The following is a 25,224-nucleotide window of genomic DNA, read 5'->3' as shown; positions in this document are numbered from 1 at the left end:
AAGAGCGGCTTTAAGCGATCTGGTCGGTCTGGGCACCGCTGTCCGGTCTTGCCGGACCAAGCACCGGTTCCTCGCCCATCGGCTCGTTCTGGAAGACGGTGAACTTGCCCTTTCCATCCATGGTGGGGCCGTCGTTCCAGCGCGCGGGAGGCGGCACGGACCCGTCGGCCGCCGTGGCAAAGAAGTCGTAGTTGTGACGCTGGTCCTCCTTTTCCTGCGGAAAACTGTTCGGGATCGGCAGAACTTTCTCATGCCCGCCCAATTCTTCGATAACGGCGAGCCACTGCTGCTGATGCATGGTGTCGCGCGCAATCATGAAATGCAGCATATCCTTCATGCCCTCATCATGCGCGGCATTGTAGAGGCGGACGGCCAGAACACGGCCGGTCGCTTCGGCTGCGACATTGCAATACATGTCGGCTGCAAGATTGCCGCTCGCATAGATATGCGACATGTCAAAGGGCACGCCTTCGGAATTGCCCGGAAATGCCGCAAGGCCGGTGGAGAGGATGTGGCGGTGAAGCATCCCCTCGATGACATGGCGCGGATTTTCCCCACCCATCACGGCGCCGACGACGCCATCCGCGGACCCGGCTTCCTGCAATGCCACCGGTGCCTTATCAAGATTGAGCGCGACCGCGGTCGCTAACATTTCGATATGACCGATCTCCTCCGTTGCCGTGTGCAGGAGCATGTCGCGATATTTGGTATTCGGCCCCCGCGCGCCCCAAGCCTGAAAGAAATACTGCATGCAAACCCGGATTTCTCCTTCGACGCCGCCGATCGCCTGCTGCAGCATCCGCGCAAAAATGGGGTCCGGGGCAGTAACCTTCACTGGATACTGCAACCGCTTGTCAAAGCTGAACATAGTCATTCCTCGTGGTGGAAATTAAACTGGAAGTGGTGAAGCGACACGAAGGTCGTCCGGGGAGCGAACTGGCGGCACCACGAATAGTTCCCGATTTAGCTCTTCTTTTCGAAGGTCCTGGGGCAACCCTGCTGCGGGAGAGACGGGACCTACCGACCGGGCCCTGCCGCTTCCGGATCAGGATCGAGAAATCCGCGCTGAAGAGGATCAAACCGCCCTGCAAGCTCAAGGCGCAAGGCCTTGCACCGAACTTGGTTTGATGCACAGAGTGGCCCCATGACAACAGACCTTCGCCTCGCCTCTTTTATCGCCGCTCATCCCGCCTGTGTGCTTGTGGAGATCGCGCAGGCGAAGGGGTCGACGCCGCGTGAGGCCGGCGCCTTCATGCTGGTGGCCGAGAAAGCGATCTGGGGCACGATCGGCGGCGGCCAGTTCGAATACATGGCGATCGACAATGCCCGTGCGATGCTTGCCGGCGGCGGCAAGAGCGTGATCGATATCCCACTTGGCCCGGAAATTGGCCAGTGCTGCGGCGGACGCACGCGGCTTGCCTTTACGCCGATATCCCAGGCGCTGGCCGACGCGCTGGAGGCGCGGATGCGAGGCGAACTGGAGCAGCGCCCCTCGGTCTTCATCTTCGGTGCAGGTCATGTCGGTCAGGCGCTCGCCAGAGCGCTGGCGCCCCTGCCCTTCGCCGTGACCGTCGTCGAGACGCGGCCCGAAGCCCTCGAGGATCTGCCGGCGGAAACTGAAACGCATCTGACCGCCATGCCGGAAACCTTGGTGAAGAAGGTCCCACCCGGCGGTGCAGCGATCATCCTCACCCACAACCACGCGCTGGATTTCCTGATCGCCAAAGAGGGTCTTTCGCGTCCCGACCTCGCCTATGTCGGCATGATCGGCTCGCTTACCAAGCGCGCGACATTCTCCCAATGGCTGAAGCGTGAGGGCGGCAACGAGGCGATGCTTTCCCATCTCATCCTGCCGATCGGCGGCAATGCGGTGAAGGACAAGCGGCCCGCCGTCATCGCAGCGATGGTCGCAGCTGAACTGCTGGAGACCTACGCCGCGCTGGAGGAAACCGCCTCAAAGCGGCAGGTCCCGAGCGTTTGAACGCTGTCTAGCATCCCAGAAGGCGCTTTCGCGATCGAGCGACAGGCTGTCGGCAAATCCGACATCGCCGCACAGATCAGCCGGCAAGTCGGGCACTCGCCGCGAACCGCGCATGACGAGACGAGAGAGGAACCGGCCGAAGACACGCCAAGCGCCATCAAAGCCATTGGATTGCAGGGGGCCGGGTGCAAGAGACACGGCTTTAGCGTTTGCGGACAGCATGGTTTGCTCCACATCGATCAATAATATTGGTTGTGTGAGATCATGAATGCCCCGGATTGCCGGGGATTTCCAATTCAATTACAGTGGGCAGCGATAAAGAGAGCTTATCGATGAAAGCCTACTGATGAAATTGTCGCGCCGTTTTCCGCTGAATGCACTGAGGGTTTTCGAGGTGGTCGCGCGCCTTCAAAATTTCACCCGCGCGGCGGAAGAGCTGGGCATGACCCAGACCGCGGTCAGCTACCAGATCAAACTGCTCGAAGACTATCTCGGTGACGCGGTATTCCTCCGCAAGCCGCGGGCGCTGCAGCTGACGGAAACCGGCCGCAATCTCCTGCCGAAAGTAGCCGAGGCTTTTTCCCTTTTGTCTGAAGCGATGCAGGAAGCGCGCGGCACGACGGAGGAGACATTGGAAATCCACTCCCCGCCGACCTTCGCCTCTCACTGGCTGGCACGGCATATCGGCGAATTTCAGCTCGAACATCCGCATATCGCCGTGCGGCTGGTGCGCAGCGATGCCCACGACGGGCAATATCCGCAACCGACCGATGTGGCGATCCGCATCGGGGCAAACCCTTGGGACGGCTTGATCTGCCATCCGGTATTGCGCCTAACCTATGCGCCCATGCTCAATCCGCAACTCGCCGAAAGCGTCGGCGGCATCGAGACGCCCGCCGACCTGATGAAGCCGCCGTGGATTTCGAACGGCAAGGGGCTGTGGAACGACTGGTTCCAGGCCGCCGGCCTTGATCCTATCGGCGTCAGGCAGATGCAGCTCGATGCATATGGGGCGCTGGACCTGGAAGCGAATGCCGCAATCGCCGGCCATGGCGTTGCCATGCTGAGCCCCTTCCTGTTCAAGGCCGAACTTGCCTCGGGTCGCCTCGTGCAGCCTTTCGATCTCGCCCTCAGCGATACCAAGACCTATTGGCTTTGTTATCCGCCTGCGCGCAAGAATGCGGCCAAGGTCAAGGCCTTCGCCGCCTGGATCCAGGCGGCCGTAGCCCGTGAACTGGCACTAGCGCCGGGCCAGCTCGCTCCGCCGTTGGCCTGACGCTCTTCGCATCGCCTACAGGCTTCGTTGAGTATAGATCATCCGCGCCGCTTTGAACGAGCCTTCTTCCGGCGCACCTCGCCGGTCCCGTCCGTCCAGCATGCCGATATCCCGCTGCCAGCTTTCCGGCATCTCTTCCATATCGACGCTGTCTTGATGCTTCCGGAGCAAGCGATGGAACAGTTCAGCCAGAGAGACATGCGGCAGAAGTCGCCCGAAATGCATGTGGGTTATGGAAAACATTGTTGACCTCCAACGGGATAAATCCGTTTCCATAGGTTCGCTGTGGAGGTAATGTGCGCTCGCGATCGGCGGTTATCCAATCGAATAACCGTATCTATGCATCAAGAGAACTCATCCATGAAGATGTCGAAACAGTTCCCGTTAAACGCCTTGCGGGTCTTCGAATCCGCCGCGCGGCAGATGAGCTTCACCAAGGCCGGCGAGGAACTGGGGTTGACGCAGACCGCCGTCAGCTATCAGATCAAGCTTCTGGAAGACACACTGAAGGAACAGCTTTTCCTGCGCCGTCCGCGGCAAGTCACGTTGACCGAGGCCGGCGAGCGGCTGGCGCCGAGGCTAACGGAAGCCTTCGCGATCATGGAAAGCGCCGTTGCGAGCCTCAGCAACGTGGCGGAAAGCACGCTGATCGTCCATTCGACAGCTACTTTCGCCGCGCAATGGCTGGCGCGGCATCTCGGCACGTTCCAGTTCGAAAATCCCGGCATTGCCGTGAGACTGGAGACATCGCAGGAGATGGTCGATTTCTCGCGCACCCAGGCGGACATAGCGATCCGCAGCGGAAAGGGCGAATGGCCTGGCTTACGCACGCATTTTCTGATGCATAATCACTTTACGCCGATGCTGAGCCCGGCTTTGGCCGCGACGATCGGCGGGGTGAAAACGCCTGAGGATATCCTCAAACTCAGGATAATCGATCCGGGCGATCCGTGGTGGCCGGTCTGGTTTGCCGCAGCCGGCCTGCCGGATGTGGATCTCACCGGTCGGCCGGTCAGCAGATTCGGCGCGCAGGCCTTCGAGGCATCCGCCGCGATCGCCGGTCAGGGCGTGGCAATTCTGCATCCGGAATTTTATACCGCCGATATCGCCCTCGGGCGACTAATCCAGCCGTTCGACATTCTGGGCCATGACGGCAGCGACTATTGGATCGCCTATCCGGAGGCGCGCAGGAACTCCCGAAAAATCCGCGCCTTTCGTGACTTTCTGCTCAAAACCATGCCGGGCACCGAAGGTTAGCAGCCGGTTTCCTATCCGCCGCACCTCCGGAGGGAAAACCGTCTGGCCGTTTCCGGCGGCCTCAGTAACTCATGTCCGGCGCATAGAAACAGCGAAGCGTATCTTCGGTCGGATACAGACAGAGATGATATTCCTCGTCATAACTGCGCCGCGCCTGGCTCTGTTTCAGCGAGAAATGATGCGGCCTGGTGATCAGCCTGTGATCGCCGGGACCAAGCGAGATCTCATAGCCGCCCTTCGTGACCTTGACGTTCTTCGTCGAGATCATCTGGCAGTCGCCGGTATGGTTGTCTCCATTGCAGCAGAAGCCGTCATATTTCCAGGTGACGCCGGTCGGGCTATGGGCCTCGTGGGCGGTCGCCGTGCCGGCCCCAACGCAGGATACAAACGCAATCATCACACCTGTCAGAATACCACGCATGAGCTTAGTCTCCGTTGATGATGCCATCTCCGGCGAGCTTTTCACGCAATACCCGGACCTCGCCGGTTGACTTGCATTTGTCACATTACGTGAGTCGGCCTAGCCGGCCATTCCGATATTCCGCAATGCACAATTAATACATTCGAAAATGGTCATCTTAAGATCACGCGCAGGTGAGAACTCGGAGTCACCGACGTGAGTTCCGTCGAGAGGAACAAAAATGTTCCCGCAGATAATCGCTTCCCTCCTTCCCGTTTTTTTCGCAGAGTGGCGGGCCGGGGGGCAATAAAGGGAATCGAAGGGGACCCTGAATGTATGAATACGCCGTTGCCTGGGAGTGGCTGAGCTTTGCCGCCCGCTGGTTTCACGTCATTACCGCGATCGCCTGGATCGGTTCGTCCTTTTATTTCATCGCGCTGGATCTCGGTCTGGTAAAACGGCAGCACCTGCCGGCCGGCGTTTATGGCGAAGAGTGGCAGGTGCATGGCGGCGGCTTCTACCATGTCCAGAAATATCTGGTGGCGCCGGCCGAGATGCCCGAGCATCTGACCTGGTTCAAATACGAGAGCTATTTCACCTGGCTCTCCGGCTTCCTGATGCTCTGCATCGTCTATTATGGCGGCGCCGACCTCTTCCTGATCGATCCGACGGTGATGGAACTCGCCCCCTGGCAGGCCATCCTCATCTCGCTCGTCTCGCTTGCGGTCGGCTGGATCATCTACGATCAGCTCTGCAAGTCGCCGATCGGCAACAATACCTGGGGCCTGATGGCAGTGCTTTATGTGGTGCTGATCGCAATGGCATGGGGTTACACGCAGGTCTTCACCGGCCGCGCTGCCTTCCTGCACCTCGGCGCCTTCACCGCCACGATCATGTCCGCCAATGTCTTCTTCATCATCATTCCCAACCAGAAGATCGTCGTGGCGGACCTGATCGCCGGCCGCACGCCGGACCCGAAATACGGCTTTGTCGCCAAGCAGCGCTCGCTTCACAACAACTACCTAACGCTGCCCGTCATCTTCTTCATGCTGTCGAACCACTACCCGCTGGCGTTTGCGACCGCCTTCAACTGGGTGATCGCCGCGCTCGTCTTCCTGATGGGGGTCACAATAAGGCACTGGTTCAACACCACGCACGCAAGGAAGGGTAAGCCGACCTGGACCTGGCTGGTGACGGTCCTCATCTTCATCGTCATCATCTGGCTTTCGACTGTCCCGAAGGTACTGACCGGCGAGACCGAGACATCGATGACGCCGCCAATAGCTCCGATGGAGCAGAAGTTTGCCTCCAACGCGCATTTCGGCTCCGCAAAGGACGTGGTCCTCGCACGCTGTTCGATGTGCCACGCGGCTGAACCGGTCTGGGAAGGCATTTCCTTCACGCCGAAATCCGTCAGGCTGGAGACGGACCGGGAGATTGCGGCGCATGCACGGGAAATCTATATCCAGGCCGGCCGGAGCCATGCCATGCCCCCCGGGAATGTTACCGGCATCTCGCCGGAGGAACGCAAGCTGCTGACCGCCTGGTACGAAAGCACGATATCGCAATGACCCAGATGCTTATCCGCGGACGGCTGCTCTCCTTCAAGCGGGCGCCGCTTTCCCTGACCGATAGCGAAAGCTATGCGTACGAAAGCGATGGCGCACTCTTGATCGAGAGCGGCAAGATCGCAGCCGTCGGCGATTACGCGACGGTCAAGGCAAAGGCGGCGGATGGGATTGAGGAAATCGACCACCGGCCGCATCTCATCCTGCCGGGGTTCATCGACACCCACATGCATTTCCCGCAGATGCAGGTGATCGCCTCCTATGCCGCCAATCTTCTGGAATGGCTGAACACCTATACGTTCCCGGAGGAATGCCGGTTCGTCGAAGGCGACCACGCGGCGCGGATCGCCACCCATTTCTACGACGAACTCATCCGCCACGGCACGACGACGGCCGTCGCCTATTGCTCCGTCCACAAGACCTCCGCCGATGCCTATTTCGCCGAAGCCCTGAAGCGGGGCATGTGCATGGTCGGCGGCAAGGTGATGATGGACCGCAACGCGCCGCAGGGCCTGCTCGACACGCCGGAAATGGGCTATGACGAGACGCGGGCCGTGATCGCCGACTGGCACGGCAAGGGCCGTAACCACGTCGCCATTACGCCGCGCTTCGCGATCACCTCGACGCCGGGGCAAATGAAGGCGGCCCAGGCGCTGGCGGAGGAGTTCCCGGACCTCCACATTCAGACTCATCTTTCCGAGAACCACGAGGAAATCCGCTACACCTGCGAACTCTATCCGGAGGCGAAGGACTATACGGATATCTATGCCCGCTACGGGCTTTTGGGAAAGAAGACCCTGCTCGGCCATGCTATCCACCTCTCGGAACGAGAAGCGGACGTGCTCTCCGAAGCAGGCGCGGTCGCCGTCCACTGCCCGACCTCCAACCTTTTCCTCGGCTCCGGTCTCTTTCCGATGAAATCGCTGATGCGGCGGGAAAAGCCGGTGCGCGTGGCTGTCGCGACCGATATCGGCGGCGGATCGAGCTATTCGATGCTGCGCACCCTCGACGAGGCCTACAAGATCCAGCAGCTTCTGGGCGAGCGGCTTAACCCGCTCGAAAGCTTCTACCTGATGACCCGCGGCAATGCCGAAGCCCTGTCGCTCGCAGACCGGATCGGCACGCTGGAACCCGGCACCGACGCCGACCTGGTGGTGCTGGATGCTGCGCCGACGCCTGCGATGAAACTGCGCATGGAGACCGTCAAGACGCTGCCGGAAGAACTGTTCCTGCTGCAGACCATGGGCGACGACCGCGCCGTCGTCGAGACCTATGTGGCGGGACAGACGATGAAGGCGAGAATCGCCGGCTGAAAAGCCGGGCTGCGACGGATATTCCTCTGGCGCCCGGTTCCGGATGTGGTAGTTCTCCGGCACTGTCCGGAGGAAACCGCGAAATATGTCCAAGCCGCTGACCATTGCAGACCTCAAAACCCTCGCCCGCCGCCGTGTCCCGAAAATGTTCTTCGACTATGCCGACAGCGGCGCCTGGACCGAAGGAACCTACCGGGCGAACGAGGACGATTTCGCCAAGATCAAGCTGCGCCAGCGCGTGCTCGTCGACATGACCAATCGCTCGCTGGAAACCACCATGATCGGACAGAAGGCGGCGATGCCCGTGGCGCTGGCGCCGACCGGAATGACTGGCATGCAGCATGCCGACGGCGAGATGCTGGCGGCGAAGGCCGCAGAAGAGTTCGGCGTACCTTTCACGCTTTCCACCATGAGCATCTGCTCGATCGAGGACGTCGCTTCGGTGACGACAAAACCCTTCTGGTTCCAGCTCTATGTGATGAAGGACCGCGGATTCATCGAGCGGCTGATCGGCCGCGCCAAGGCTGCCAAGTGCTCGGCGCTCGTCGTCACCGCCGATCTGCAGATCCTCGGGCAGCGCCACAAGGACCTGCGCAACGGCCTCGCCGCTCCGCCGAAGCCGACGCTCAACGCGGCCCTGCAGCTCGTGACCCGGCCGCGCTGGTGCCTGGAAATGCTGGGCACCAAGCGCCGCGGTTTCGGCAATATCGTCGGCCATGCGAGCAACGTCTCCGACCTTTCCTCGCTCGGCGCCTGGACCGCCGAGCAATTCGACCCGCGGCTTTCCTGGGAAGACGTCCGCTGGATCAAGGACCTCTGGGGCGGCAAGCTGATCATCAAGGGCATCCTCGACGAGGAGGATGCGCGCGCCGCTGCCGATACCGGCGCGGATGCGATCATCGTTTCGAACCATGGCGGCCGCCAGCTCGACGGCGCCCCCTCCTCCATCAGCATGCTGCCGAGGATCGTCGATGCGGTGGGTGACCGCATCGAAGTGCATTTCGACAGCGGCATCCGCTCCGGTCAGGACGTCTTGAAGGCCGTGGCGCTCGGCGCGCGCGGCACCTATATCGGCCGGCCTTTCCTCTACGGCCTCGGCGCCATGGGCAAGCCCGGCGTGACCGCAGCACTGGAAATCATCCGCAAGGAGATGGATATCACCATGGCGCTTTGCGGCAAGCGGGACATTCAGACGGTGGACCGCAATATCCTGGCCAACATGCCGTTCTGATTTGCATTGGCGACCGGGCGGCTCAGCACCAGCCGCCCCTGGCGCCCGGCTTGCGGGCAAGGCCTTCGCGCACGAGGATATCGGAGAGCGACATGCCGTTGCGGGTCACCTGCCTCAGCTTGTGGCCGTCGATCTCGGAATCGTTCCCCTGCCAGGTGACCAGCTCGAACGGACCCGAGTCAAGGAAGGCGCGCACCCGCAATTCCGCGTCGCTGGCCTTGATGCGTTCTGCCTCGCAAGCCGGTTTCTTGATGTCCGGCACCTCGATGCCGACAAGGCGGATCTTCTGTCCGTGGAAAACGAAGCGATCCGCCGAGACGACGCAATCGTCCTGCTTCGCCGTGCCGCAGAGATAAAATTTTGCCTGATAGGGACCGGCGGGCCCCTCGTCCGCTTTCGGCGGTTCGCCGATCTTCGGCGTCTCCTCGGCGATTGGCTTGCCGATCGGCGCCGGCGGGACGATCGCCGCCGTGTGGCTCTGGTCCGGCGGCGTTGCAGGCTTTGAGGTCGCGGGACGATGAGCGGTTGCGGCAACAGGTTTCGGCGGAACCGGCTTGTCGGAGGCGGAATTGGGTCTCGCCGCAACCTGAACCGGTCTTTCCGCCGTCAGACTGGCGATGAACCTCCGCGCGGCCGCCGAATTGTCATAGAGGGCAATGCCACCGGCAACGACAGCCAGAGCGCCCACCCACGGCAGGAGCGAAGAGCCGGAAGCCGCCGACGAGCGCTTGCCGCCTTTACGCCGTGAAGCCGATTTTGCGCGCGATTGAGCCATGACCATCTCCACTTTCCGAATCGAGGAGAAGTATCGGGGGCAAGGATTGCCGAATGGTTTCCGATCTCCTTCAAGCGGGCTCAGTGTGCGAAATCAAAGCAACGTTGCGCCGGACGGCTAGCCCACCCGGCCCGTCGCCAGCGCCGTGGCCCAATCGAGACGACCGTTTTCGGCCGCCAGCCGTGACATCGCCATGTGGTCATATGGCACATTGCGGAATTGCGGCACCCAGCCGGAAGCGGTCTTTTCGATCACGACGTATGACGCCATGCAGTGGCCTGTCTCCACCTTGTGAACGAACGGCTTGTCGTCGTCATAGGCGGGGCAGCCGACGCTACCGGGATTGACGATGAGGCGGCCATCCGAAAGCTGCACGGCGCGCGGAATATGGCTATGGCCGCACAGGATCAAAGTCTGATCGACGCCCTCCGCAATCGCGTCGATCTCGGAGAGCGGCTTTAGAAAGACATGCCCGTCGCTGGACACCTGCTCCAGCCAATAAACATTATCCTCATGTGGCGTGGCATGGCAGAGAAAAACCTCGTCACGATAAACCATGCTGAACGGCAATTTGCGCAGCCAGTCGAAATGCCGCTCGGCAAGCTGCGCATGAGCATGCGCATCGGAAGGCCCCAGCGCTACGGCCGGAGCTTCGAGCAGATAGCGATCGTGATTGCCCCGAACCGTCTGCACCGCGTTCATATCGAGAAGCAACAAAAGATCGCCGGTCCGATCCGCTTCCAAAGGCCCGCTAAAGCAATCGCCGAGATTGACGATGTCGCGGATGCCGATCGAGGCGATGTCGTCCAGGACGGCCCGCAACGCCGCGCAGTTTCCATGAATGTCGGCGATCGCGGCAAAACGCATCAGCTTCCCCTGTAGGTGGAATAACCATAGGGCGAGAGAAGCAGCGGCACGTGATAATGCGCCGCCGTGTCGGAGATGCCGAAGCGGATCGGGACAACGTCGAGAAAGGCGGGTTCGGTAAGCTTCGTGCCCTGCGCGCGAAGATAATCGCCCGCGTGGAAGACGAGTTCGTATTCGCCGACCAGAAAGCTCTCGCCGATCAGGATCGGCCCGCCGTCAATACGCCCGTCGGAATTGGTCGCGACGGATCTGATCTTCTCGCGGGACTCACCGCTCAACCGGTAGAGATCGATTTTCAACCCTTCGGCCGGCCGGCCGCTGGCGGTATCGAGCACATGGGTGGTGAGGCCTGTCATAGGCTAGGCTCCGCAATCAGATAGGGAGTTTCGAAGAAGAATTCTTCGAGATTGTTGCCTGGACCTTCACGGTCGGCAACCAGGAAATCGCTGGCAGTGCCGATCGCCATCAGCGGATGATGCCAGACGTTCCGACGATAGTTCACCCCTTGGTCTCCTCGCGCCAGGAATATCAGGGGAATATCGGGTTTGCCGTCCCGATCCTGTGAGACCGCGACGAGGAACGGCCGTTGCGATAGCGGCGAAAAGCTCTGGCTGCCGAACGGATGCCGTTCCATCATCGTGACGGAGTAGGGAAATTGCCGCGGCTGACCACGGAATATGCTGAGGATGATCCGCGCGCCCTCGCCCGCTGCCTCGGGTGCTGCCAGCGCATGGAAGCGCTCCGTCGTGCCGCCATTGATGAGTTTCATGGTCGCAGGATCGGCCTCGATCACGTCCCCGAAGGGCGCAAAGGCTTCCTTCGTGAGCGGTCGGATCTGGAGAAAATCTGTCAATTCAAAAGCCTTTGATTATTCGCCTTGAGCACGCCAGTGGCGGAGGGAATCGAGGTTGGAAATCAGCGCCGGGAGAGATGTCTGCACGGTTTCCCAGACAACGGGAAGCTCAAGCTCGTAATAATCATGGACGACGAAATTGCGCATTCCCCGCATTTTCGACCAAGGAATTTCGGGATGATCGACAGGAAAATCCGGATGATGCATCATGATACGCGCCGCGCTTTCGCCGATCAAAACCAGCGCCATCGCCACCGCCATCTGCGTGCGAACGTCGGAGAGAAAGGCTTCCTGTGTCGTGCCATCTATAAATTCGCAGGCCCGAGACGCGGCCGATCGCATTTGGTCGAGATACTCCTTCAGGCGATCCGCGCTCATATAGCGGCCGCTTCCGACAGTATCCGTTCCCGCATAGACGGCTTCAGGCCACCCGAGGTAACAATGTCGACCCTGATCCTCAGAAGCGTCTCCAGCGTATCCTGAAGCCCGCCCAGATCGAACAGCGTCGTCCCGGGCAACGCGTCGACCAGGATGTCGAGATCGCTCTCCGGTCCGTCCTCGCCGCGGGCCACCGAGCCGAAGACACGCGGATTGGCCGCGTTAAAGCGCTTTGTCGCTTCCCGGATCGCTTCCCTGTTCTTCTCCAAGACTTCCGACGGTCTCATGACGGCATCACTCCTGATACGGACAATATAGGGGACGGAAGATCGGGAGAAAAGCGTTATGGAAGGTGCTTCTATTCACTGGGGCGGGCGGCCTGGAGTTGCGAGAGTAGCTGAGGAATCATCTGATCCACAGTCCGCCAGACCGTTTCGATATCGAGCTGAAAATATTGATGCGCAATACGGTTGGGCATGTTCTTGATATCCCGCCAGGGAATCTCGGGATGTCCTACAACGAAATCCGGGGACTGCTCCATTATCTTTGTCGCGCATTCGCCGATTGCCATGATGTTGGCAATGACCGCATCCTGTATGATTTCGTTTTCGCGGAAGCCATCCCCATCCATACCTCGCACATATTTCACGGCCTTTTCGCCGGCGAAAATCATGCGGTCGAGATGTGTTTGAAGGCGCTCGGAACTCATATAGCGGCAGCTTCCGCTACGACGCGCGCGCGGATGTCGGGTGGGAAATCCCCAGGCACCTTTACGTCTACCGGAATTCCGAGGGCTTCCTCCAAATCACCCTGGAGGCCGCCGAGCGTAAAGAGCGATGTCGTCGGCGATGGATCCACCAAGATGTCCAGATCGCTGTCCACACGGTCGCTACCGTAAAGCACTGACCCATAGACACGCGGGTTGAAGACCTGCCGACGGGCCACGATCGCTCGAATAATCTCCCTGTTCCTCTCCAACACTTCCGACGGTCTCATGAGAGCATCACTCCTGATGTCATCAATATAAGCGAGGCAAGGTCTAGAGGAAAGAACCGCATCCATCACCCCTCCGGCAGCATCGAAAGCAGCCGCAGCAGCGCGATCCGCTCAACCTGTGCGGCGGCGGTTTCGAATTCTTCTTCGACGCTGTTGTGGATGCGCTTTTCGAAGGCGGCGAGGATGTCTTGCTTGCCGAGGCCCTTGACCGCGATGATGAAGGGAAAGCCGAATTTTTCCGTATAAGCCGTGTTGAGCTCGGTGAAGCGCGCATGTTCTTCCGCGCTCAGTTCGTCGAGCCCCGCACCCGCCTGCTCCCTTTTACTGTCTTCGGTCAATTCTCCGGCGATCGCGAGCCTGCCTGCGAGGTCGGGGTGGGCGCGCAGCACACCCAACCGCTCCTCGCGGCCCGCCTTGCGGAAAACCGAGACCAGCGCGGCATGGAGCCCCTTCGCCGTCAGCGGTATGAAGACGAGGCCGCAATCGTAGGCGCGCTCGGCAATAAACGGCGAATGCTCGAAAACGCCGCCGAATTTCTCGATGAAATCTCCCCGCGCAGTCATGGCGCGCCTGCCGGCTTGTGATGCTGGTGCCAATGATGGGCGATCTCGATGCGGCGCGGCAGCCACACCTTGTCGTGGCTGAGCACATATTCGATGAAGCGCCGCAGTGCCGCAGCGCGACCTGGCCGGCCGACAAGGCGGCAGTGAAGACCGACGGACATCATCTTTGGGCTGCCCTCCTTACCTTCCTGATAGAGCACGTCGAAGGCATCCTTCAGGTAATTGAAGAACTGATCCCCGGCATTGAACCCCTGCGGCGTCGCAAACCGCATATCGTTGGTCTCGAGCGTATAGGGAATGATCAGGAACGGCTTACCACCGAGACCCGGCACCCAATAGGGCAAATCATCGGCGTAGGAATCGGAGGAATAGAGGAAACCGCCCTCCTCCATCACCAGCCGAAGCGTGTTGCCCGACGGTTTGCCCTGGTACATGCCATAGGGCCGCTCGCCGGCGAGTTCCGTGTGAAGACGCACCGCCTCAAGGATATGCTCGCGTTCCTTCTCCTCGGAAAAATCCTTGTATTCCAGCCAACGATAGCCGTGGCTGGCGATTTCCCAGCCCGCCTCCTTCATCGCGGCGACCGCTTCCGGGTTGCGGGCCATGGCAAGTGTCACGCCATAGACGGTCGCCTGCACCTTGAGCTCGGTGAACATGCGCCAGAGCCGCCAGAAGCCGGCGCGAGAGCCGTATTCATAGATCGACTCCATGTTGAGGTTGCGTTGGGCGGGCCAGGGGGCGGCTCCGACGATCTCCGAGAGCAGCGATTCGGAAGCAGCGTCGCCATCGAGGATGGAACTCTCACCGCCCTCCTCGTAATTGATCACGAACTGAACGGCGACATGCGCGCCGCCCGGCCACTTCGGATCGGGAGTGGAGCGGCCGTAGCCGATGAGATTGCGTGGATAGTCTTGTGCCTGCATCAGATAGCCCTCGAAGTTTGCCGGCGACGGTAGCCCACCGTTTTGCGCAATGTCGAGGCCGAAAGCGGGCTCAGATACCAAACGCCCTGAGAGAGGCGACCGACACGACGCCGAGTGCCACCGAAACGAGCATCGGCAGGCGAAGTGCTGCAAAAGCAGTCACCGCGCAGGCGATTGTTTCGGCAAGCCCGGTCGCGAATGCCGTCGGCGCGACGACAGCCATCAGCACCGCCGGCGGAATCGATTCGATCGCCTTGCGGCGGCTGCCTTCGAGCGAGACATGGCGAATGAGGATGAGGCCACCCAAGCGGGTAAGCGCCGTCGCAGCCGCCATGGCAATGATGGCGAGCAGGGTAGTGAGATCGACGGTCATGACGTCACCTCCACGCTGCGGCGGTTGCCGGAAACCAGGGCGGTCAGCAGGCCCGCGACGGCGCCAGCGGCAATGTACCAAACGCCCGGCACGAAATGCTGGGTGGCAACGGCGGCAGCACCGCTTGCAAGCAGGACAGCGCCGGTCTCCGGCCCTTTCCAGAAACCCATGACCAGCACGATGAAGACCGCGGGAAAGGCAAAATCGAGCCCGAGCACCACCGGATCGCCGAGGAATGCGCCAAGCCCCGCACCGCCGATACCGGAGACGACCCAGGCAAGATAGAAGGGTGCCACCAGGCCGGCAAACCATGCAGGCGTCAGCCGGGCGACCTTCGCCCGGAACTCGGCCATCGCCCAAATCTCGTCGGCCAGGAAAAGCATCGCGAAATACCGCTCGCGCGGGCCGAAGCCTTGCATCCTGGTGCCGAGCGATGCGCTCATCAGCAGATGGCGGATGTTGACCATCAATGCGGCAAAGCCGACGCCCACCCAGGACGCGGGATGCGTCCAGATATCCATCGCCACGAATTGCGAACCACCGGCAAAGACCAGCGTGCTCATCAATCCGGCCTCTGCCGGCGTCAGCCCCTTGGTTGCCGCCACCGCGCCGAAGACCAGGCCGATTGGCACCACGGCGGCGATCAGCGGCGCGATCGCCCGCATGCCGCCAAGAAAATCCGCGAGTCTTGCATTCTCTTTCACGTCAAAACCTCCGATTGGAGCAGAGGTCATAGGCCGGCGAAAATTTATCGTCTTGAAGGAAAGTGACACCTATGACCCGCAACGGCCGTCGCCGATGGGAGAGAGGTTCAGCGGGCGCGATACTGCCCGGGGGTCAGTCCGGTTCGCGATTTGAAGTGGCGGGTGAAATGGGCCTGGTCGGCAAAGCCGCATTCGAGCGCGATTTCCGCCGGCTGGCCACCCTTCCTCAAGCGCTTGCGCGCCTCGCGGATGCGAATGTCGGTGAGGAAGGAATGCGGCGTGATATGAAATTCCTTGCGGAAGGCGCGGATGAGATGGGCACGGCTCAAGCCCGCTACTTCGGCAAGTTCCTCCAGTCCGACATCGCTGGCGAAATTCTCCACCAGGTAGTCGCGCGCCCGATGCACGGCGGATTTTTCAGCCGTATCGGTCGGCACGATGATCGAGCTGCCGTGCCTCCGGAACATCGCGTCCAGCACCAGGAACATCGCCTGGCTCGTCTCCAGCGCACCGGACCCCACCTCCAGGGTGCGATGCGCCGCATGGAAAGCATCCGCGAGCGCCTGGTCGCGAAGTATCTGCCGACCGAAGGCTGGCATACCTCGAAAAGGTTTTCCGGTGACGTCTTCCAGGATTTCGCGCAGCAGCGAGAGGTCCGGATAGATCATGCGGTAGCGGTAGCCGCCCTCGTAGGGTGCTCCATCATGGATCTCGCCCGGGTTGATGAGATAGAGGTCGCCCGGTCCGGACGCTTCCCTTGTGCCGCGGATCGTGGCGATCTGGCCACCACTCTCGATGGCGCCGATGCTGAATGTGTCATGGGCATGCGGGGCGAATTCGTGGGTCAGGAAGGTGGCGGTCAGGCACTCCATGCCGCCGAAGCGGCTGTCCCGCCAGAAGCGGGTGGTTTCCGCTTCCGCGAGCGGCATGTGGTCGGCTGCCTGCTCCTGCGAGATATTGTCCATCACGCGGATATAGCAGACTTGCGCCTTGGCTTCTTGAACAAAAGTGACGCCGGAGGGTCTCAGGCGATCTTGCGTGACGCCACCCGACCCATGGGATGCAGGGAGTGGACGAGGAGAGGCGCGCCCTGCTCCTCCTCGACGAACAGGGCGAGGTTGGCGACCTCGACCGGCTTCCTGAGGAAGGGCTCGAAGTGATCGCGCAACGCCAGCTCGAAGCGCTGCATGTCGATCGCGGAAAGCGGACCTGTGAGGGTCATGTGGAAGCGAAATTCGTCCATCACGTAAGGGTGGCCCCAGCGGTGCAGGTTTGCAAATTGCGGAGCTGTCAGGTCGCCCGGATCGCAGCGCTCCAGCTCCGCTTCGGAAAGCGGAGCGCGAAAGGCGTCGAACTCCTGCACGACGGCGGCAGCGAGAAACCGCATGGTCTCGCAGGGCAGGACCGGCGCAAGGCCGAAGAAATTGCCGAGCCGAACGACTTCCAGTCTCGGCAGATCAAACGGATCGTGCGCGCCCGCAAATCGCATCAGGTGCCGCAGCAGTGCCTGTTCGGTGACGCCGGGTGCAAGCCGGAAGGGCGACTTCAGCGTGGCGTGGAAACCGGAGCGGCGCGGTAGCGCGGTGTTGAAGGCGATGTCGTGGATGCCGATGCCTCGGATCGCCGGCGGCTCCATGGCCTCGCCGGAAAAGGCGTTGCGGCCAAGCCATTGGGCGGCGGCCAGCGTCAGCGGATCATAAGCCGGAGGCGTGAAATATATGGCATAACGCATGCATCACCTTCTCGTGCGTCCCTTCTTTTCCGCCCCGGTATTTTACGCATTGCTCATCGACCCCACGAATGGAGGTACGTGATTTGCGTGACAGATTAACGACGAGGGCGACGGAAGGATTCGCGTTTAGCGCGCGGCGGCGGCCAGGTGGCTTTCCAGGGCAAAGGAGTCCGGAAGCTGCATTTCCTCGCCGCTTACCGAACGGAGTGCTGCTTCCGCGAGCTTGTGGGCGAGCCCAAAGCTGACCTTGAAGCCCCCGGTAAGAGCAATCACCTTGCGGTGATCCGGATACGGCCCGACCATCGGGTCGCGGTCGATGGCTTTGGGCCGAAGCCCCGCCCAGCGCTCGATCACCGGCGCCTCCCTCAGGGCCGGCACGAGATCGCGGGCGCGGCTGACCAGATCGTCGAGCAGACCGTCCGTCGAGGCTGCGTCTTCGAACACGTCCTCGCTGGTGCTGCCGACCGCGACATGCCCGCCCTCGTGGGCGACGACATAGAGCCCGTTGAGAAAGATGATCGGCAGCGTCGGATCGACGTCGGCCCTGAGCAATGCCGCCTGGCCCTTCACTGCCTGTCCGAGCGGCCGTGGCAGCGGCGGAGAAATTTCCCCCAGCAACGGGAAGGACTGGTGGCCCGCCGCCACGATGCAATGTCCGAAGGCAGTACTTTCGCCGCCTGCGAAAATCACACGGTTTTTCTCCGGATCGACCCGATCGGCGACAAGCCCCTCGATAATCCGGACGTGTCTTGCCGCACGCAGGAAAGCCACAAGCGCCGCAGTAAGACCGCGCGGCGAAACGCGCGCCGCGAAAGTGTCATGAACAAGACCGGCTTCGGTAAAGGTTGCATCCGGCCAACCCTCCTGAACGCCGCGATCGACGACATGCCAGTGGAAACGGCGGCCATGCTGATGCCAACAGATTTCGGCATCCTGCGAGTGCCGCAAGGCGATCGTTCTGAGATGCGGTTTCGGCAAGGGGATCAGCCGACCGCAACGGCGGTACCCGCAGGTCATGCCGGTCGCCTGCTCGATCCCGGCGACCTCCTCTTCGAGCGACAGCAGCGCGTCGAACTGGAACTGTTTCTTCTCGTTCCATTTGTCCGGCATATGCGGCATCAGCGCGCCGAGCAGTCCGCCGCTCGCCCCCTGCCCCGTCCGGCCGGCATCGGCAAGCAGCGTCCTGATACCGAGGCGCTCGGCCTTGACCGCCGCCCAGAGGCCCATGACGCCGCCTCCGAGGATGACGAGATCGACAGCTGCCGGAAGATCGTGAGATCGACCGCCAAGATCCGATTGACCCTTGGACCCGGCAGGATTATCCGCATGTCCCATGAGCGACGATGACCCCGAAAAGCTTGCGACCCCCGACAGTCTTGCCCGGGAAGACCAGCCGCTGGACTGGCACGAGGGCGATATGCCCTATTCGCAAAAGTTTGGCGATCACTTTTATTGTCGCACCGATGGGCGGCTGGAATGCGGCCACACCTTTCTTGCGGGCAACGGCCTCCCGGATCGTTGGCGCGACTGCGGGTCACCATCCGGAGAGTTCAAGATCGGAGAACTCGGTTTCGGCACGGGTCTGAATTTCTGCGAAACCTGGCGCCAATGGAAACTCACCCGCCTCCCGGCCGGAAAACTTCACTTCATCTCCTTCGAACTCTACCCGATGAAGAGCGAGGAGATCGACCGCGCGTTGACCCGCTGGCCGGAAATCGATGCGGAGCGTACAGCGCTTACCGCCGCCTGGCCGGATGAACCCGCCGGAAGGGTCGAGATCGAAGCGGACCGGCAAACCCGGCTCACCGTCGTCTGCGGTCCCGCGCTGGAATCCGTGATGGCCATCGAACCGGGTTTCGACGCCTGGTTCCTCGACGGCTTCGCCCCGTCCCGCAATCCGGACATGTGGTCGCCGGACCTGATGCAGGCAATCCACGAGAAGACGGTACCGGGCGGGACGTTCGGTACCTACGCCGCTGCCGGCTTCGTGCGCCGCAACTTGTCCGCGGCCGGCTTCGCCGTCGAACGTCGCCCCGGATTTGCCGGAAAACGCGAGATGCTGTGCGGCGTCAAAGCCTGACCCGCTGTCCCGCACACTTGCCGCAATAACAGCGACGATCGCTATTCTCCTGAATAGCAGAAGGCCCGCGCCTGTTCCCCCTGCGCGGGCCTCTCCCAAGTTCAAGACTCTTCTATGCATGACCTGGGAAGAAAGAGAACATTACGCTCTGGATGGAAACTCACAATTCCCTCAAAGGAGCTAGACCGCAGTCTGGAAGATCATCCGTTGTGGGTAGTGTTTCTGTCGCATCAGATACAAAATGAAAGAACACACTTACTATCTTCAAACAATCCTCGACAATATCCAAGGGCACATTCTTCTGCTCCAATCTATTGGACTTCATAAATCGAGAAGACCCGGCCCAGGGCGAAGTACCGATAAAAGGAAGCGGCCGGTCAATGAATACCGGCCGCTAAGACCGCACTGCGTTGGGGGGTACAATGGTGCCGTCTCACATCTCAAGTGACCCTAGTTCTTGACCCAGATCAACTTCGACATTGGGTGAAACGGCTGCATCAACATCCCCTTATGGCCTAAATCGAATGGAAGCCGGCCAAAGTCACTCTCCTGATCCGCGCACACGAAAATACTCCTCGGCCGCAAATCCAGCTATATATCAGGTGGGCTGATTCATTGGGGTAAGCATGATGTTTGTGGGCTTGGACCTGCGTTTGATTTGTCGTCGGATCGATGTGGAGCAGCGACGGGGAACGCCGCTGCTGGAGCTTGTGAGCCTAGTGCGTGACATGCTGCATCGTCAAAGACAGGCTGGCTGAAACGGGTAGGCCACCTCGCGCACCACCGGTTCCACCGTGCCGATGTGCTTTTGTGTGAGTAGATGGCTACCTTCCGGAAAAGGTTAGGCCTGGGCTTTGCCGGTACTTGTCGTGCCACGCGGCATCAACTCAGGGAGTTGTCGCTTCGGCCGTAGCAGTGTCTCCGCTGGCGGCGGTTTCGACCGGATCGGTATCGTCCGGCTCTCCGTCAACGGTTTCATCCGGCGCAGGCGTTTCGGTTGTATCCTCATCCGCATCCGTATCGTCGGTGGGTTCGGTCGTCTGCTTCGCGAGCGCTTCTCTCATCTTGTCGATCGTGCCCACCGCCGGTCCGACGCCGAGCACCCCTTTTGCCCAGCCGAGGGCTTCCGGCGCGACCGTCTCCATTTTTCCCGCCGCCGCCAAAGCCTCGCTCAGGGCCGCATCGCCGAGAACAGGATCGTCCGCCGGCGGCGCGACGCCGTGCGTGAGCTCATATTGTGCGTAGGCAGTACTGAAGGCGGAAATCGCCGCCATCCGAGGATCGGCCGTATTCATCAGCGCGTGGTAATTGCGTTTCAGCGAATTCAGTCCGGCCAGTTGGGCAGCAAGCTTTTTCTCCGGCTTTGCCTTCTGAGCCGCCGCTGACTTCCGGCCAACTGCCGTGGTCGCCTTGCCGACGGTCTTGACGTTCGGCTTCGACTTGCCGGCCTGCTGCGATCTGCTGGCCTTGTCGGTCCGGCTGTCGGCGCTCCGGCCGTTCGCCCCCTTGCTTCCCGAACGGTCGCCGCTTTTGCCGCCGCTGTGGCCACCACCGCCACCGTGACCGCCTCCTCCTCCATTGCCGCCGCCGCCTCCGCCACCGCCGTTACCGCCGCCACCACCGCCGTTACCGCCGCCTCCGCCACCACCATTACCGCCGCCGTTGCCGCCCTTTGCAAAGGCTGGCGAACTATCGACGAAGATCATGTTCAGAGGGGCAAGCGCCAATGTCGTGGAAAGACAGAGAACGCCGAGGATATGGGAGAGCTGCATGATGTTCCTTCTGACCTGCTTGGGGGAAGCCCTTTGCACAGGCTCAAAGAGAACAGCATGTTTATAAACATCTATTTTAGCACGTACTTACAATTCGAGCTTTCGCCGCCTGTTCGGTTATTTATTTGTGCAGGGAGCGGGCGAGACCGGGTTGAAGAAGGAAACGGTCGTTTGAAGCGGGATGCGAAAAAAACCGGCCATCTCAGCGAGCCGGAGCCCGCCTGAGGGCTCGCGCCGGTCCGCCAAGGCGCGAGCCCTTCACCAGACGCAGCACTTACTGGGAAAATTAGGGCTCGACCGTTTTTCCCGTTCGAGCCCTCAACAGTCTGTTGAGCGAATGGAGAATGGCACACTCGCTGCGCCGAAAAATCCCCCATACGGGTTAGTACAATGGGAGTAGGCCGCCGGCTATGGGGCTAGCCTGACACCGAATGGATGGCCCCGCCCCCGATCCAGGTACGGATCTTGGACTCCAGAGCCTCCGGACTGATCGGCTTCGACAGATAATCGTCCATGCCGGCCTTGATGCAGAGTTCACGGTCGCTTTCCAGCGCATGCGCGGTCACCCCGATGATCGGCGTGTGCGACCCGCTCTGCTTCTCCAGCTCGCGGATCTTCTGGGTCGCCTGATGTCCGTTCATGACCGGCATGGACACGTCCATCAGGATCACCGCCGGCTCGTGCTCCTTCCAGGCCTCGACGGCCTCGGCACCGTTCTTGACGATCTGGAACAGCCAGCCGGTCGATTGCAGGATCTGCGTGAAGACGATCTGATTGACCTCGTTGTCCTCCGCAACCAGCACATCGAGGGCCGGACTGGAGCGCATGGGAGGCGTCGAGACCGGTTCGTCGGCGATGACGGGCGTGACGGAAGATACCGGACGGGAGTTTGGCTCCGTCCGATGGGAAGAGACAGGAATTGCCTCCGACCGGACCTGAAGGTTCTCCAGCGCGCGCCGCTTCGTGCGGATCGAGCGGACCACGTCGATGATCGTGCTGCGCAGCAGGTTGGCGCGGGCGGGCTTCATAAGATGCGCCTGGATATTGAGCGCCTGGAAGGTGCTGTCGTCGCTGGCCATGTCCATGGAGGTCAGAAAGATGACACCGGTGCCGTCGAACCGGGCGTCGCGCCGCAGGTTACGGGCGAAGTCGAGGCCGTTCATTTCCGGCATGTGGTAGTCGAGCACAATGGCATCGACAACCACGCCGATCCGGGCGGCCTCGCCGAGGATCGCAAGCCCCTCGGCACCGCCGTCGGCGGCGACCGCATCGAAGCCCCACATCGAAAGCTGCTCGCTGAGGATCCGGCGGTTGACGGGATTGTCGTCGACCACCAGGATGCGCGCGCCGCTTGTATTGATCGGCAAAACCGTCTGGACGTTGCGTTCGCTGACGACGTCGAACGGCAGATGCACGGTAAAGGCCGAACCCCGTCCGAGCTCGCTTTCGACCTCGATGCGCCCGCCGAAGAGCTCCGTAAGGCCGGCGGTAATGGCAAGCCCGAGCCCGGTGCCTTCGTGGCGGCGGGTGGAGGACGTATCCACCTGCGAGAACTTCTCGAAAACCGCTCGGAGCTTCTCTTCCGGGATGCCGAGGCCGGTATCCTCGATGCGGACGGTGAGCATCATCTTGCCCGGCCCCGTCGACTTCGACATCAGGTCGATGAAGACGTGGCCCTTTTCGGTGAACTTCACCGCATTGCCAACCAGGTTGGTGATGATCTGGCGGAAGCGGCCGGCATCTCCCATGACCGTCTCGCGCACGGACGCATCGCCGCGCACGATGAGCTCGATGTCCTTTTCCGCGGCGGATGAGGAGAGCAGCGTCGCCACGTCCTCGATCGCCTCGACCGGATCGAAGGGCGCCTTGCGGAGCTTCATCTGCCCCGCATCGATCTTGGAGAAGTCCAGGATGTCGTTGATGATCGTGAGCAGCGCATTGCCCGACTTGACGATGATGTCGATGAACGTCTTCTGGCGGGTATCGAGATTGGACTTGGCGAGCAGCTCGGCCATGCCCAGCACGCCGTTCATCGGAGTGCGGATCTCGTGGCTCATATTGGCGAGGAATTCGGACTTCGCCCGGTCTGCCGCCTCGGCGCGCTGCAGAAGCCGTGTCAGCTCCTCCTCGCGTTCCTTGGTGTCGGTGACGTCCGTGAAGATCGCAAGCCAATGGTCGCTGCCGGTGATATTGGCCTCGACATGGATCCACTTGCGGCCCTCGACGCGGAAATCGGCAAAGACCGGCTTTCCGGTGGCAAGATTTTCCTCCCAGCTCCTGAGCGTATCGGCGGCCACGTCCGGCGGACCGAGGTCGCCGCGCCTGACGCAGAAGCGGAAGATGTCCCGCCACTGTTTACCAGGCGTGGCCATTTCCGCCGGCATTTCGAGCATGCTCGCCAAGGCGTCGTTGCAGAAGATGATTTCGCCGTCATGCAGGATCAAAAGGCCCTGCGACATCGCGCTGGTGGCGTCGCGCATCAGCGCGCCGTGCTGTTCGAGTGCCGCGCGGGCCTCGTGGATCTCCTGCTCCCGCTTGCGGATGGCGGTGATGTCCATGTAGGTCAGCAGCGTCTTTCCGCCGGAAAGCCCGGTACCGGAAATGACGATGCTGCGGCCGTTGCGGCTTTTCACCTCGATCGGCGGCCTGTCGTCGCCTTCCGTCAGCGCCGCGATCCGGCCCTGGTAGATCTCCTCGAAGCTGAGGTTCGAACCGGCATAGATTCCGCGATCGAAATTGACCTTCAGGAAGTCGCGATAGGAGCGGCCGGGCAGGTCGAACTGCTCGCCTGCATCCCAGAAATCGTAAAAGGTCGGGTTTGCGTATTCGAAGTTGAACGTCTCGTCGAGAATCGCAATGCCGACCGGAATGGCGCTGAGGATAGTCTGCAGATCTTCGCCGACCTTCTCCGCCTTCCTCTGGGCTTCCTTGATAAGCGAGACATCCATCCGCGAACCCACCAGATGGTGGGCGCCGTCAGCGGTCGTGATCCGCCGCAGGCGCGTGATGACCGGCACGATCGAGCCGTCGGGGAAAGTCACGTCCTCCGACTTGTCGATCGCCTCGCCATCCATGATGCGGTCGTTTTCGAGACGGAACCTCTCCGCCGCGTCCGGAAACATCTCCGTTTCCGTCTTGCCGAGAAACTGCTCGCGCGGGGCGCCGAGCATCGCTTCGTAGGCGGCATTGGCATAGGTCAGCTGGTGATCGCTGTTGCGGGCGAAAACCGGGACCGGCAGATCCTCCAGCACGGCGCGCAGCAGCTCCGTCTCGGCGACCCGCGCCCGCAGGAGCATTTCCTGCTCCTTGAAGTCCGTCACGTCGTGACGAACGGCAAGCAGCAACCCATTCTCGAGGCGCTTGTTGAGGCTCCGCATCCACCGCCCGTCGGACAGCTGATAGATGCTTTCCGAATAGGGCAACCGGAACGGTTTCATCCGCTCCTCGATCCAGGCCGCCTTGCCGGGCGTTTCCGCCGCGATCTTCTCCGGCGACAACCGCTTGCGCCGGTCATAGGCATGACCGAGGATTTCCCTCAGCGTCATGCCGCGCCTTACCTCGATCGACATCGACGCGAAATAGTTCGACAGCTCCGAGTTCCAGTAGAGCAGCGAGTCGTTCCTGTCGTAGATGCCGATGCCCATTTCGAGCATGTCGAGTGCATCGTCGACCAGGGCGCTGTCGAACACCGACATGGGCTCGCTGGACTGGCCGGCTTGCCCGCCTTGCATCTCGACGTTCAGCCCTCCGGCAACGCTCAGCGTCGTCGCCGGCACGAACGAGCCGAAGAGATAGGTATGGTCATCTTCTGTGAGAAAGCGCTCGATGTGGATTTGATGCCGCGCGACGCCCGCGCGGTCGTAACAGAAGGCGGCTTCCTCGGTACCGAAGACGATCGCCCGGCATTCCTTTTCCTTGCGATCGGCGTCCACCCCGCCGCCGAAGAGGCCGCCGCTCGTTTTGCCGATGAGTTCATGCGCGTGTTTGCCGAAGAGCCGGGCATAGGCGGCATTCACCGCCACGTAAGTGAGGGCGCTGTCCTTGATGAAGGCGGGTTCGGCGAGATCGTTGATCCGCTCGCACGCCGTTCTCAGCAGTTCACTTTCCGTCTCCACCTTCCACTCCGCGCTCCGGCCGAAACCGGTTCGATTCGTTGGTTCCCAATTGACGGATAACAGCACG

Annotated in this window: 28 protein-coding genes; 7 read left to right on the top strand and 21 right to left on the bottom strand. The window is 61.3% G+C overall.

Annotation, left to right across the window (positions count from 1 at the left end):
* Positions 1–10: 10 nt before the first annotated feature.
* Positions 11–868: a manganese catalase family protein gene (locus C5L12_RS20960; RefSeq protein ID WP_105374006.1), complete on the bottom strand. Its 858-nt coding sequence runs from the start codon at positions 866–868 to the stop codon at positions 11–13.
* Positions 869–1,144: 276 nt separating this feature from the next.
* Here C5L12_RS20960 and xdhC point away from each other — a divergent pair, with 276 nt between their 5' ends.
* Complete coding sequence (xdhC, locus tag C5L12_RS20955; protein ID WP_105374005.1) at positions 1,145–1,981, top strand: xanthine dehydrogenase accessory protein XdhC; 837 nt, start codon at positions 1,145–1,147, stop codon at positions 1,979–1,981.
* Here the strand turns inward: xdhC and C5L12_RS20950 are convergent.
* Complete coding sequence (locus C5L12_RS20950; RefSeq protein ID WP_105374004.1) at positions 1,955–2,203, bottom strand: hypothetical protein; 249 nt, start codon at positions 2,201–2,203, stop codon at positions 1,955–1,957. The two genes, xdhC and C5L12_RS20950, sit on opposite strands and share 27 nt — an antisense overlap.
* 124 nt (positions 2,204–2,327) lie before the next feature.
* Between C5L12_RS20950 and C5L12_RS20945 the strand changes: the two genes are divergently transcribed.
* Positions 2,328–3,257, top strand: a complete 930-nt coding sequence (locus tag C5L12_RS20945; RefSeq protein WP_105374003.1) for a LysR substrate-binding domain-containing protein — start codon at positions 2,328–2,330, stop codon at positions 3,255–3,257.
* A 15-nt stretch (positions 3,258–3,272) separates the two neighbouring features.
* Here the strand turns inward: C5L12_RS20945 and C5L12_RS20940 are convergent, their stop codons facing one another.
* Entirely contained in the window at positions 3,273–3,500 is a 228-nt protein-coding gene (locus C5L12_RS20940; protein WP_105374002.1) for a hypothetical protein, read from the bottom strand.
* A gap of 96 nt (positions 3,501–3,596) precedes the next feature.
* Here C5L12_RS20940 and C5L12_RS20935 point away from each other — a divergent pair, with 96 nt between their 5' ends.
* Positions 3,597–4,514 carry a LysR substrate-binding domain-containing protein gene (locus C5L12_RS20935; protein WP_105374001.1) on the top strand — a complete coding sequence of 306 codons (918 nt, stop codon included), beginning with the start codon at positions 3,597–3,599 and terminating at the stop codon, positions 4,512–4,514.
* Between the two features lie 61 nt (positions 4,515–4,575).
* Here C5L12_RS20935 and C5L12_RS20930 read toward each other — a convergent pair whose 3' ends face one another.
* Positions 4,576–4,935, bottom strand: coding sequence for a hypothetical protein (locus C5L12_RS20930; RefSeq protein ID WP_105374000.1), 360 nt, complete (start codon positions 4,933–4,935; stop codon positions 4,576–4,578).
* Positions 4,936–5,246: 311 nt separating this feature from the next.
* Between C5L12_RS20930 and puuD the strand changes: the two genes are divergently transcribed.
* From puuD to C5L12_RS20915, 3 genes are all read left to right on the top strand, one after another.
* A complete protein-coding gene (gene puuD / locus C5L12_RS20925; protein WP_105373999.1) occupies positions 5,247–6,485 on the top strand; it encodes a urate hydroxylase PuuD in 1,239 nt (412 codons plus the stop codon).
* The gene (gene guaD, locus C5L12_RS20920; RefSeq protein ID WP_105373998.1) at positions 6,482–7,795 is read left to right on the top strand and encodes a guanine deaminase; all 1,314 of its coding nucleotides are present in this window, start codon (positions 6,482–6,484) and stop codon (positions 7,793–7,795) included. The genes puuD and guaD overlap by 4 nt, the downstream gene beginning before the upstream one ends.
* A gap of 85 nt (positions 7,796–7,880) precedes the next feature.
* Positions 7,881–9,026 (top strand): alpha-hydroxy acid oxidase, encoded by a 1,146-nt coding sequence (locus C5L12_RS20915; protein ID WP_105373997.1) that lies wholly within the window; start codon positions 7,881–7,883, stop codon positions 9,024–9,026.
* Between the two features lie 22 nt (positions 9,027–9,048).
* On the opposite strand, the gene C5L12_RS20910 is transcribed toward C5L12_RS20915, so the two are convergent.
* From C5L12_RS20910 to C5L12_RS20840, 15 genes are all read right to left on the bottom strand, one after another.
* Positions 9,049–9,801: a thermonuclease family protein gene (locus tag C5L12_RS20910; protein ID WP_157949095.1), complete on the bottom strand. Its 753-nt coding sequence runs from the start codon at positions 9,799–9,801 to the stop codon at positions 9,049–9,051.
* 117 nt (positions 9,802–9,918) lie between these two features.
* Entirely contained in the window at positions 9,919–10,668 is a 750-nt protein-coding gene (locus C5L12_RS20905) for a metallophosphoesterase family protein (RefSeq protein ID WP_105373995.1), read from the bottom strand.
* A complete protein-coding gene (uraH, locus tag C5L12_RS20900) occupies positions 10,668–11,024 on the bottom strand; it encodes a hydroxyisourate hydrolase (RefSeq protein WP_105373994.1) in 357 nt (118 codons plus the stop codon). Before uraH ends, C5L12_RS20905 begins: the two co-directional genes overlap by 1 nt.
* Entirely contained in the window at positions 11,021–11,521 is a 501-nt protein-coding gene (locus tag C5L12_RS20895) for an ureidoglycolate lyase (RefSeq protein ID WP_105373993.1), read from the bottom strand. The genes uraH and C5L12_RS20895 overlap by 4 nt, the downstream gene beginning before the upstream one ends.
* A gap of 15 nt (positions 11,522–11,536) precedes the next feature.
* The gene (locus C5L12_RS20890) at positions 11,537–11,899 is read right to left on the bottom strand and encodes a HepT-like ribonuclease domain-containing protein (RefSeq protein ID WP_105373992.1); all 363 of its coding nucleotides are present in this window, start codon (positions 11,897–11,899) and stop codon (positions 11,537–11,539) included.
* Positions 11,896–12,186: a nucleotidyltransferase family protein gene (locus C5L12_RS20885; RefSeq protein WP_105373991.1), complete on the bottom strand. Its 291-nt coding sequence runs from the start codon at positions 12,184–12,186 to the stop codon at positions 11,896–11,898. Before C5L12_RS20885 ends, C5L12_RS20890 begins: the two co-directional genes overlap by 4 nt.
* Positions 12,187–12,257: 71 nt before the next feature.
* Positions 12,258–12,608 carry a HepT-like ribonuclease domain-containing protein gene (locus C5L12_RS20880; protein ID WP_105373990.1) on the bottom strand — a complete coding sequence of 117 codons (351 nt, stop codon included), beginning with the start codon at positions 12,606–12,608 and terminating at the stop codon, positions 12,258–12,260.
* On the bottom strand, positions 12,605–12,895 hold the full coding sequence (locus C5L12_RS20875) for a nucleotidyltransferase family protein (RefSeq protein WP_105374052.1): 291 nt from the start codon (positions 12,893–12,895) through the stop codon (positions 12,605–12,607). The genes C5L12_RS20880 and C5L12_RS20875 overlap by 4 nt, the downstream gene beginning before the upstream one ends.
* 65 nt (positions 12,896–12,960) lie before the next feature.
* Positions 12,961–13,458 carry a 2-oxo-4-hydroxy-4-carboxy-5-ureidoimidazoline decarboxylase gene (uraD, locus tag C5L12_RS20870; protein ID WP_105373989.1) on the bottom strand — a complete coding sequence of 166 codons (498 nt, stop codon included), beginning with the start codon at positions 13,456–13,458 and terminating at the stop codon, positions 12,961–12,963.
* Positions 13,455–14,381: an allantoinase PuuE gene (gene puuE, locus C5L12_RS20865; RefSeq protein WP_105374051.1), complete on the bottom strand. Its 927-nt coding sequence runs from the start codon at positions 14,379–14,381 to the stop codon at positions 13,455–13,457. The genes uraD and puuE overlap by 4 nt, the downstream gene beginning before the upstream one ends.
* A 70-nt stretch (positions 14,382–14,451) precedes the next feature.
* Positions 14,452–14,754, bottom strand: a complete 303-nt coding sequence (locus C5L12_RS20860) for an AzlD family protein (RefSeq protein WP_105373988.1) — start codon at positions 14,752–14,754, stop codon at positions 14,452–14,454.
* Positions 14,751–15,488: an AzlC family ABC transporter permease gene (locus C5L12_RS20855; RefSeq protein ID WP_105373987.1), complete on the bottom strand. Its 738-nt coding sequence runs from the start codon at positions 15,486–15,488 to the stop codon at positions 14,751–14,753. Before C5L12_RS20855 ends, C5L12_RS20860 begins: the two co-directional genes overlap by 4 nt.
* A gap of 77 nt (positions 15,489–15,565) precedes the next feature.
* A complete protein-coding gene (locus C5L12_RS20850; RefSeq protein ID WP_105373986.1) occupies positions 15,566–16,423 on the bottom strand; it encodes an AraC family transcriptional regulator in 858 nt (285 codons plus the stop codon).
* Positions 16,424–16,482: 59 nt separating this feature from the next.
* Positions 16,483–17,190, bottom strand: coding sequence for a DUF1045 domain-containing protein (locus tag C5L12_RS20845; protein WP_105373985.1), 708 nt, complete (start codon positions 17,188–17,190; stop codon positions 16,483–16,485).
* A 126-nt stretch (positions 17,191–17,316) separates the two neighbouring features.
* The gene (locus tag C5L12_RS20840) at positions 17,317–18,525 is read right to left on the bottom strand and encodes an NAD(P)/FAD-dependent oxidoreductase (protein WP_105373984.1); all 1,209 of its coding nucleotides are present in this window, start codon (positions 18,523–18,525) and stop codon (positions 17,317–17,319) included.
* Here C5L12_RS20840 and mnmC2 point away from each other — a divergent pair.
* Positions 18,524–19,270: a tRNA (5-methylaminomethyl-2-thiouridine)(34)-methyltransferase MnmC2 gene (mnmC2, locus tag C5L12_RS20835; RefSeq protein ID WP_105373983.1), complete on the top strand. Its 747-nt coding sequence runs from the start codon at positions 18,524–18,526 to the stop codon at positions 19,268–19,270. The two genes, C5L12_RS20840 and mnmC2, sit on opposite strands and share 2 nt — an antisense overlap.
* Before the next feature lie 887 nt (positions 19,271–20,157).
* Here mnmC2 and C5L12_RS28475 read toward each other — a convergent pair.
* On the bottom strand, positions 20,158–21,042 hold the full coding sequence (locus tag C5L12_RS28475) for a hypothetical protein (protein WP_205839368.1): 885 nt from the start codon (positions 21,040–21,042) through the stop codon (positions 20,158–20,160).
* Positions 21,043–21,458: 416 nt separating this feature from the next.
* A complete protein-coding gene (locus C5L12_RS20825; protein ID WP_105373981.1) occupies positions 21,459–25,157 on the bottom strand; it encodes a response regulator in 3,699 nt (1,232 codons plus the stop codon).
* Positions 25,158–25,224: the final 67 nt, after the last annotated feature.

Origin of the sequence: Neorhizobium huautlense, assembly GCF_002968575.1 — a bacterium.
Lineage (GTDB): Bacteria > Pseudomonadota > Alphaproteobacteria > Rhizobiales > Rhizobiaceae > Neorhizobium > Neorhizobium huautlense.
The sequence above is the reverse complement of the archived record's forward strand: the minus strand, read 5'-3'. Positions and strand labels throughout refer to the sequence as shown.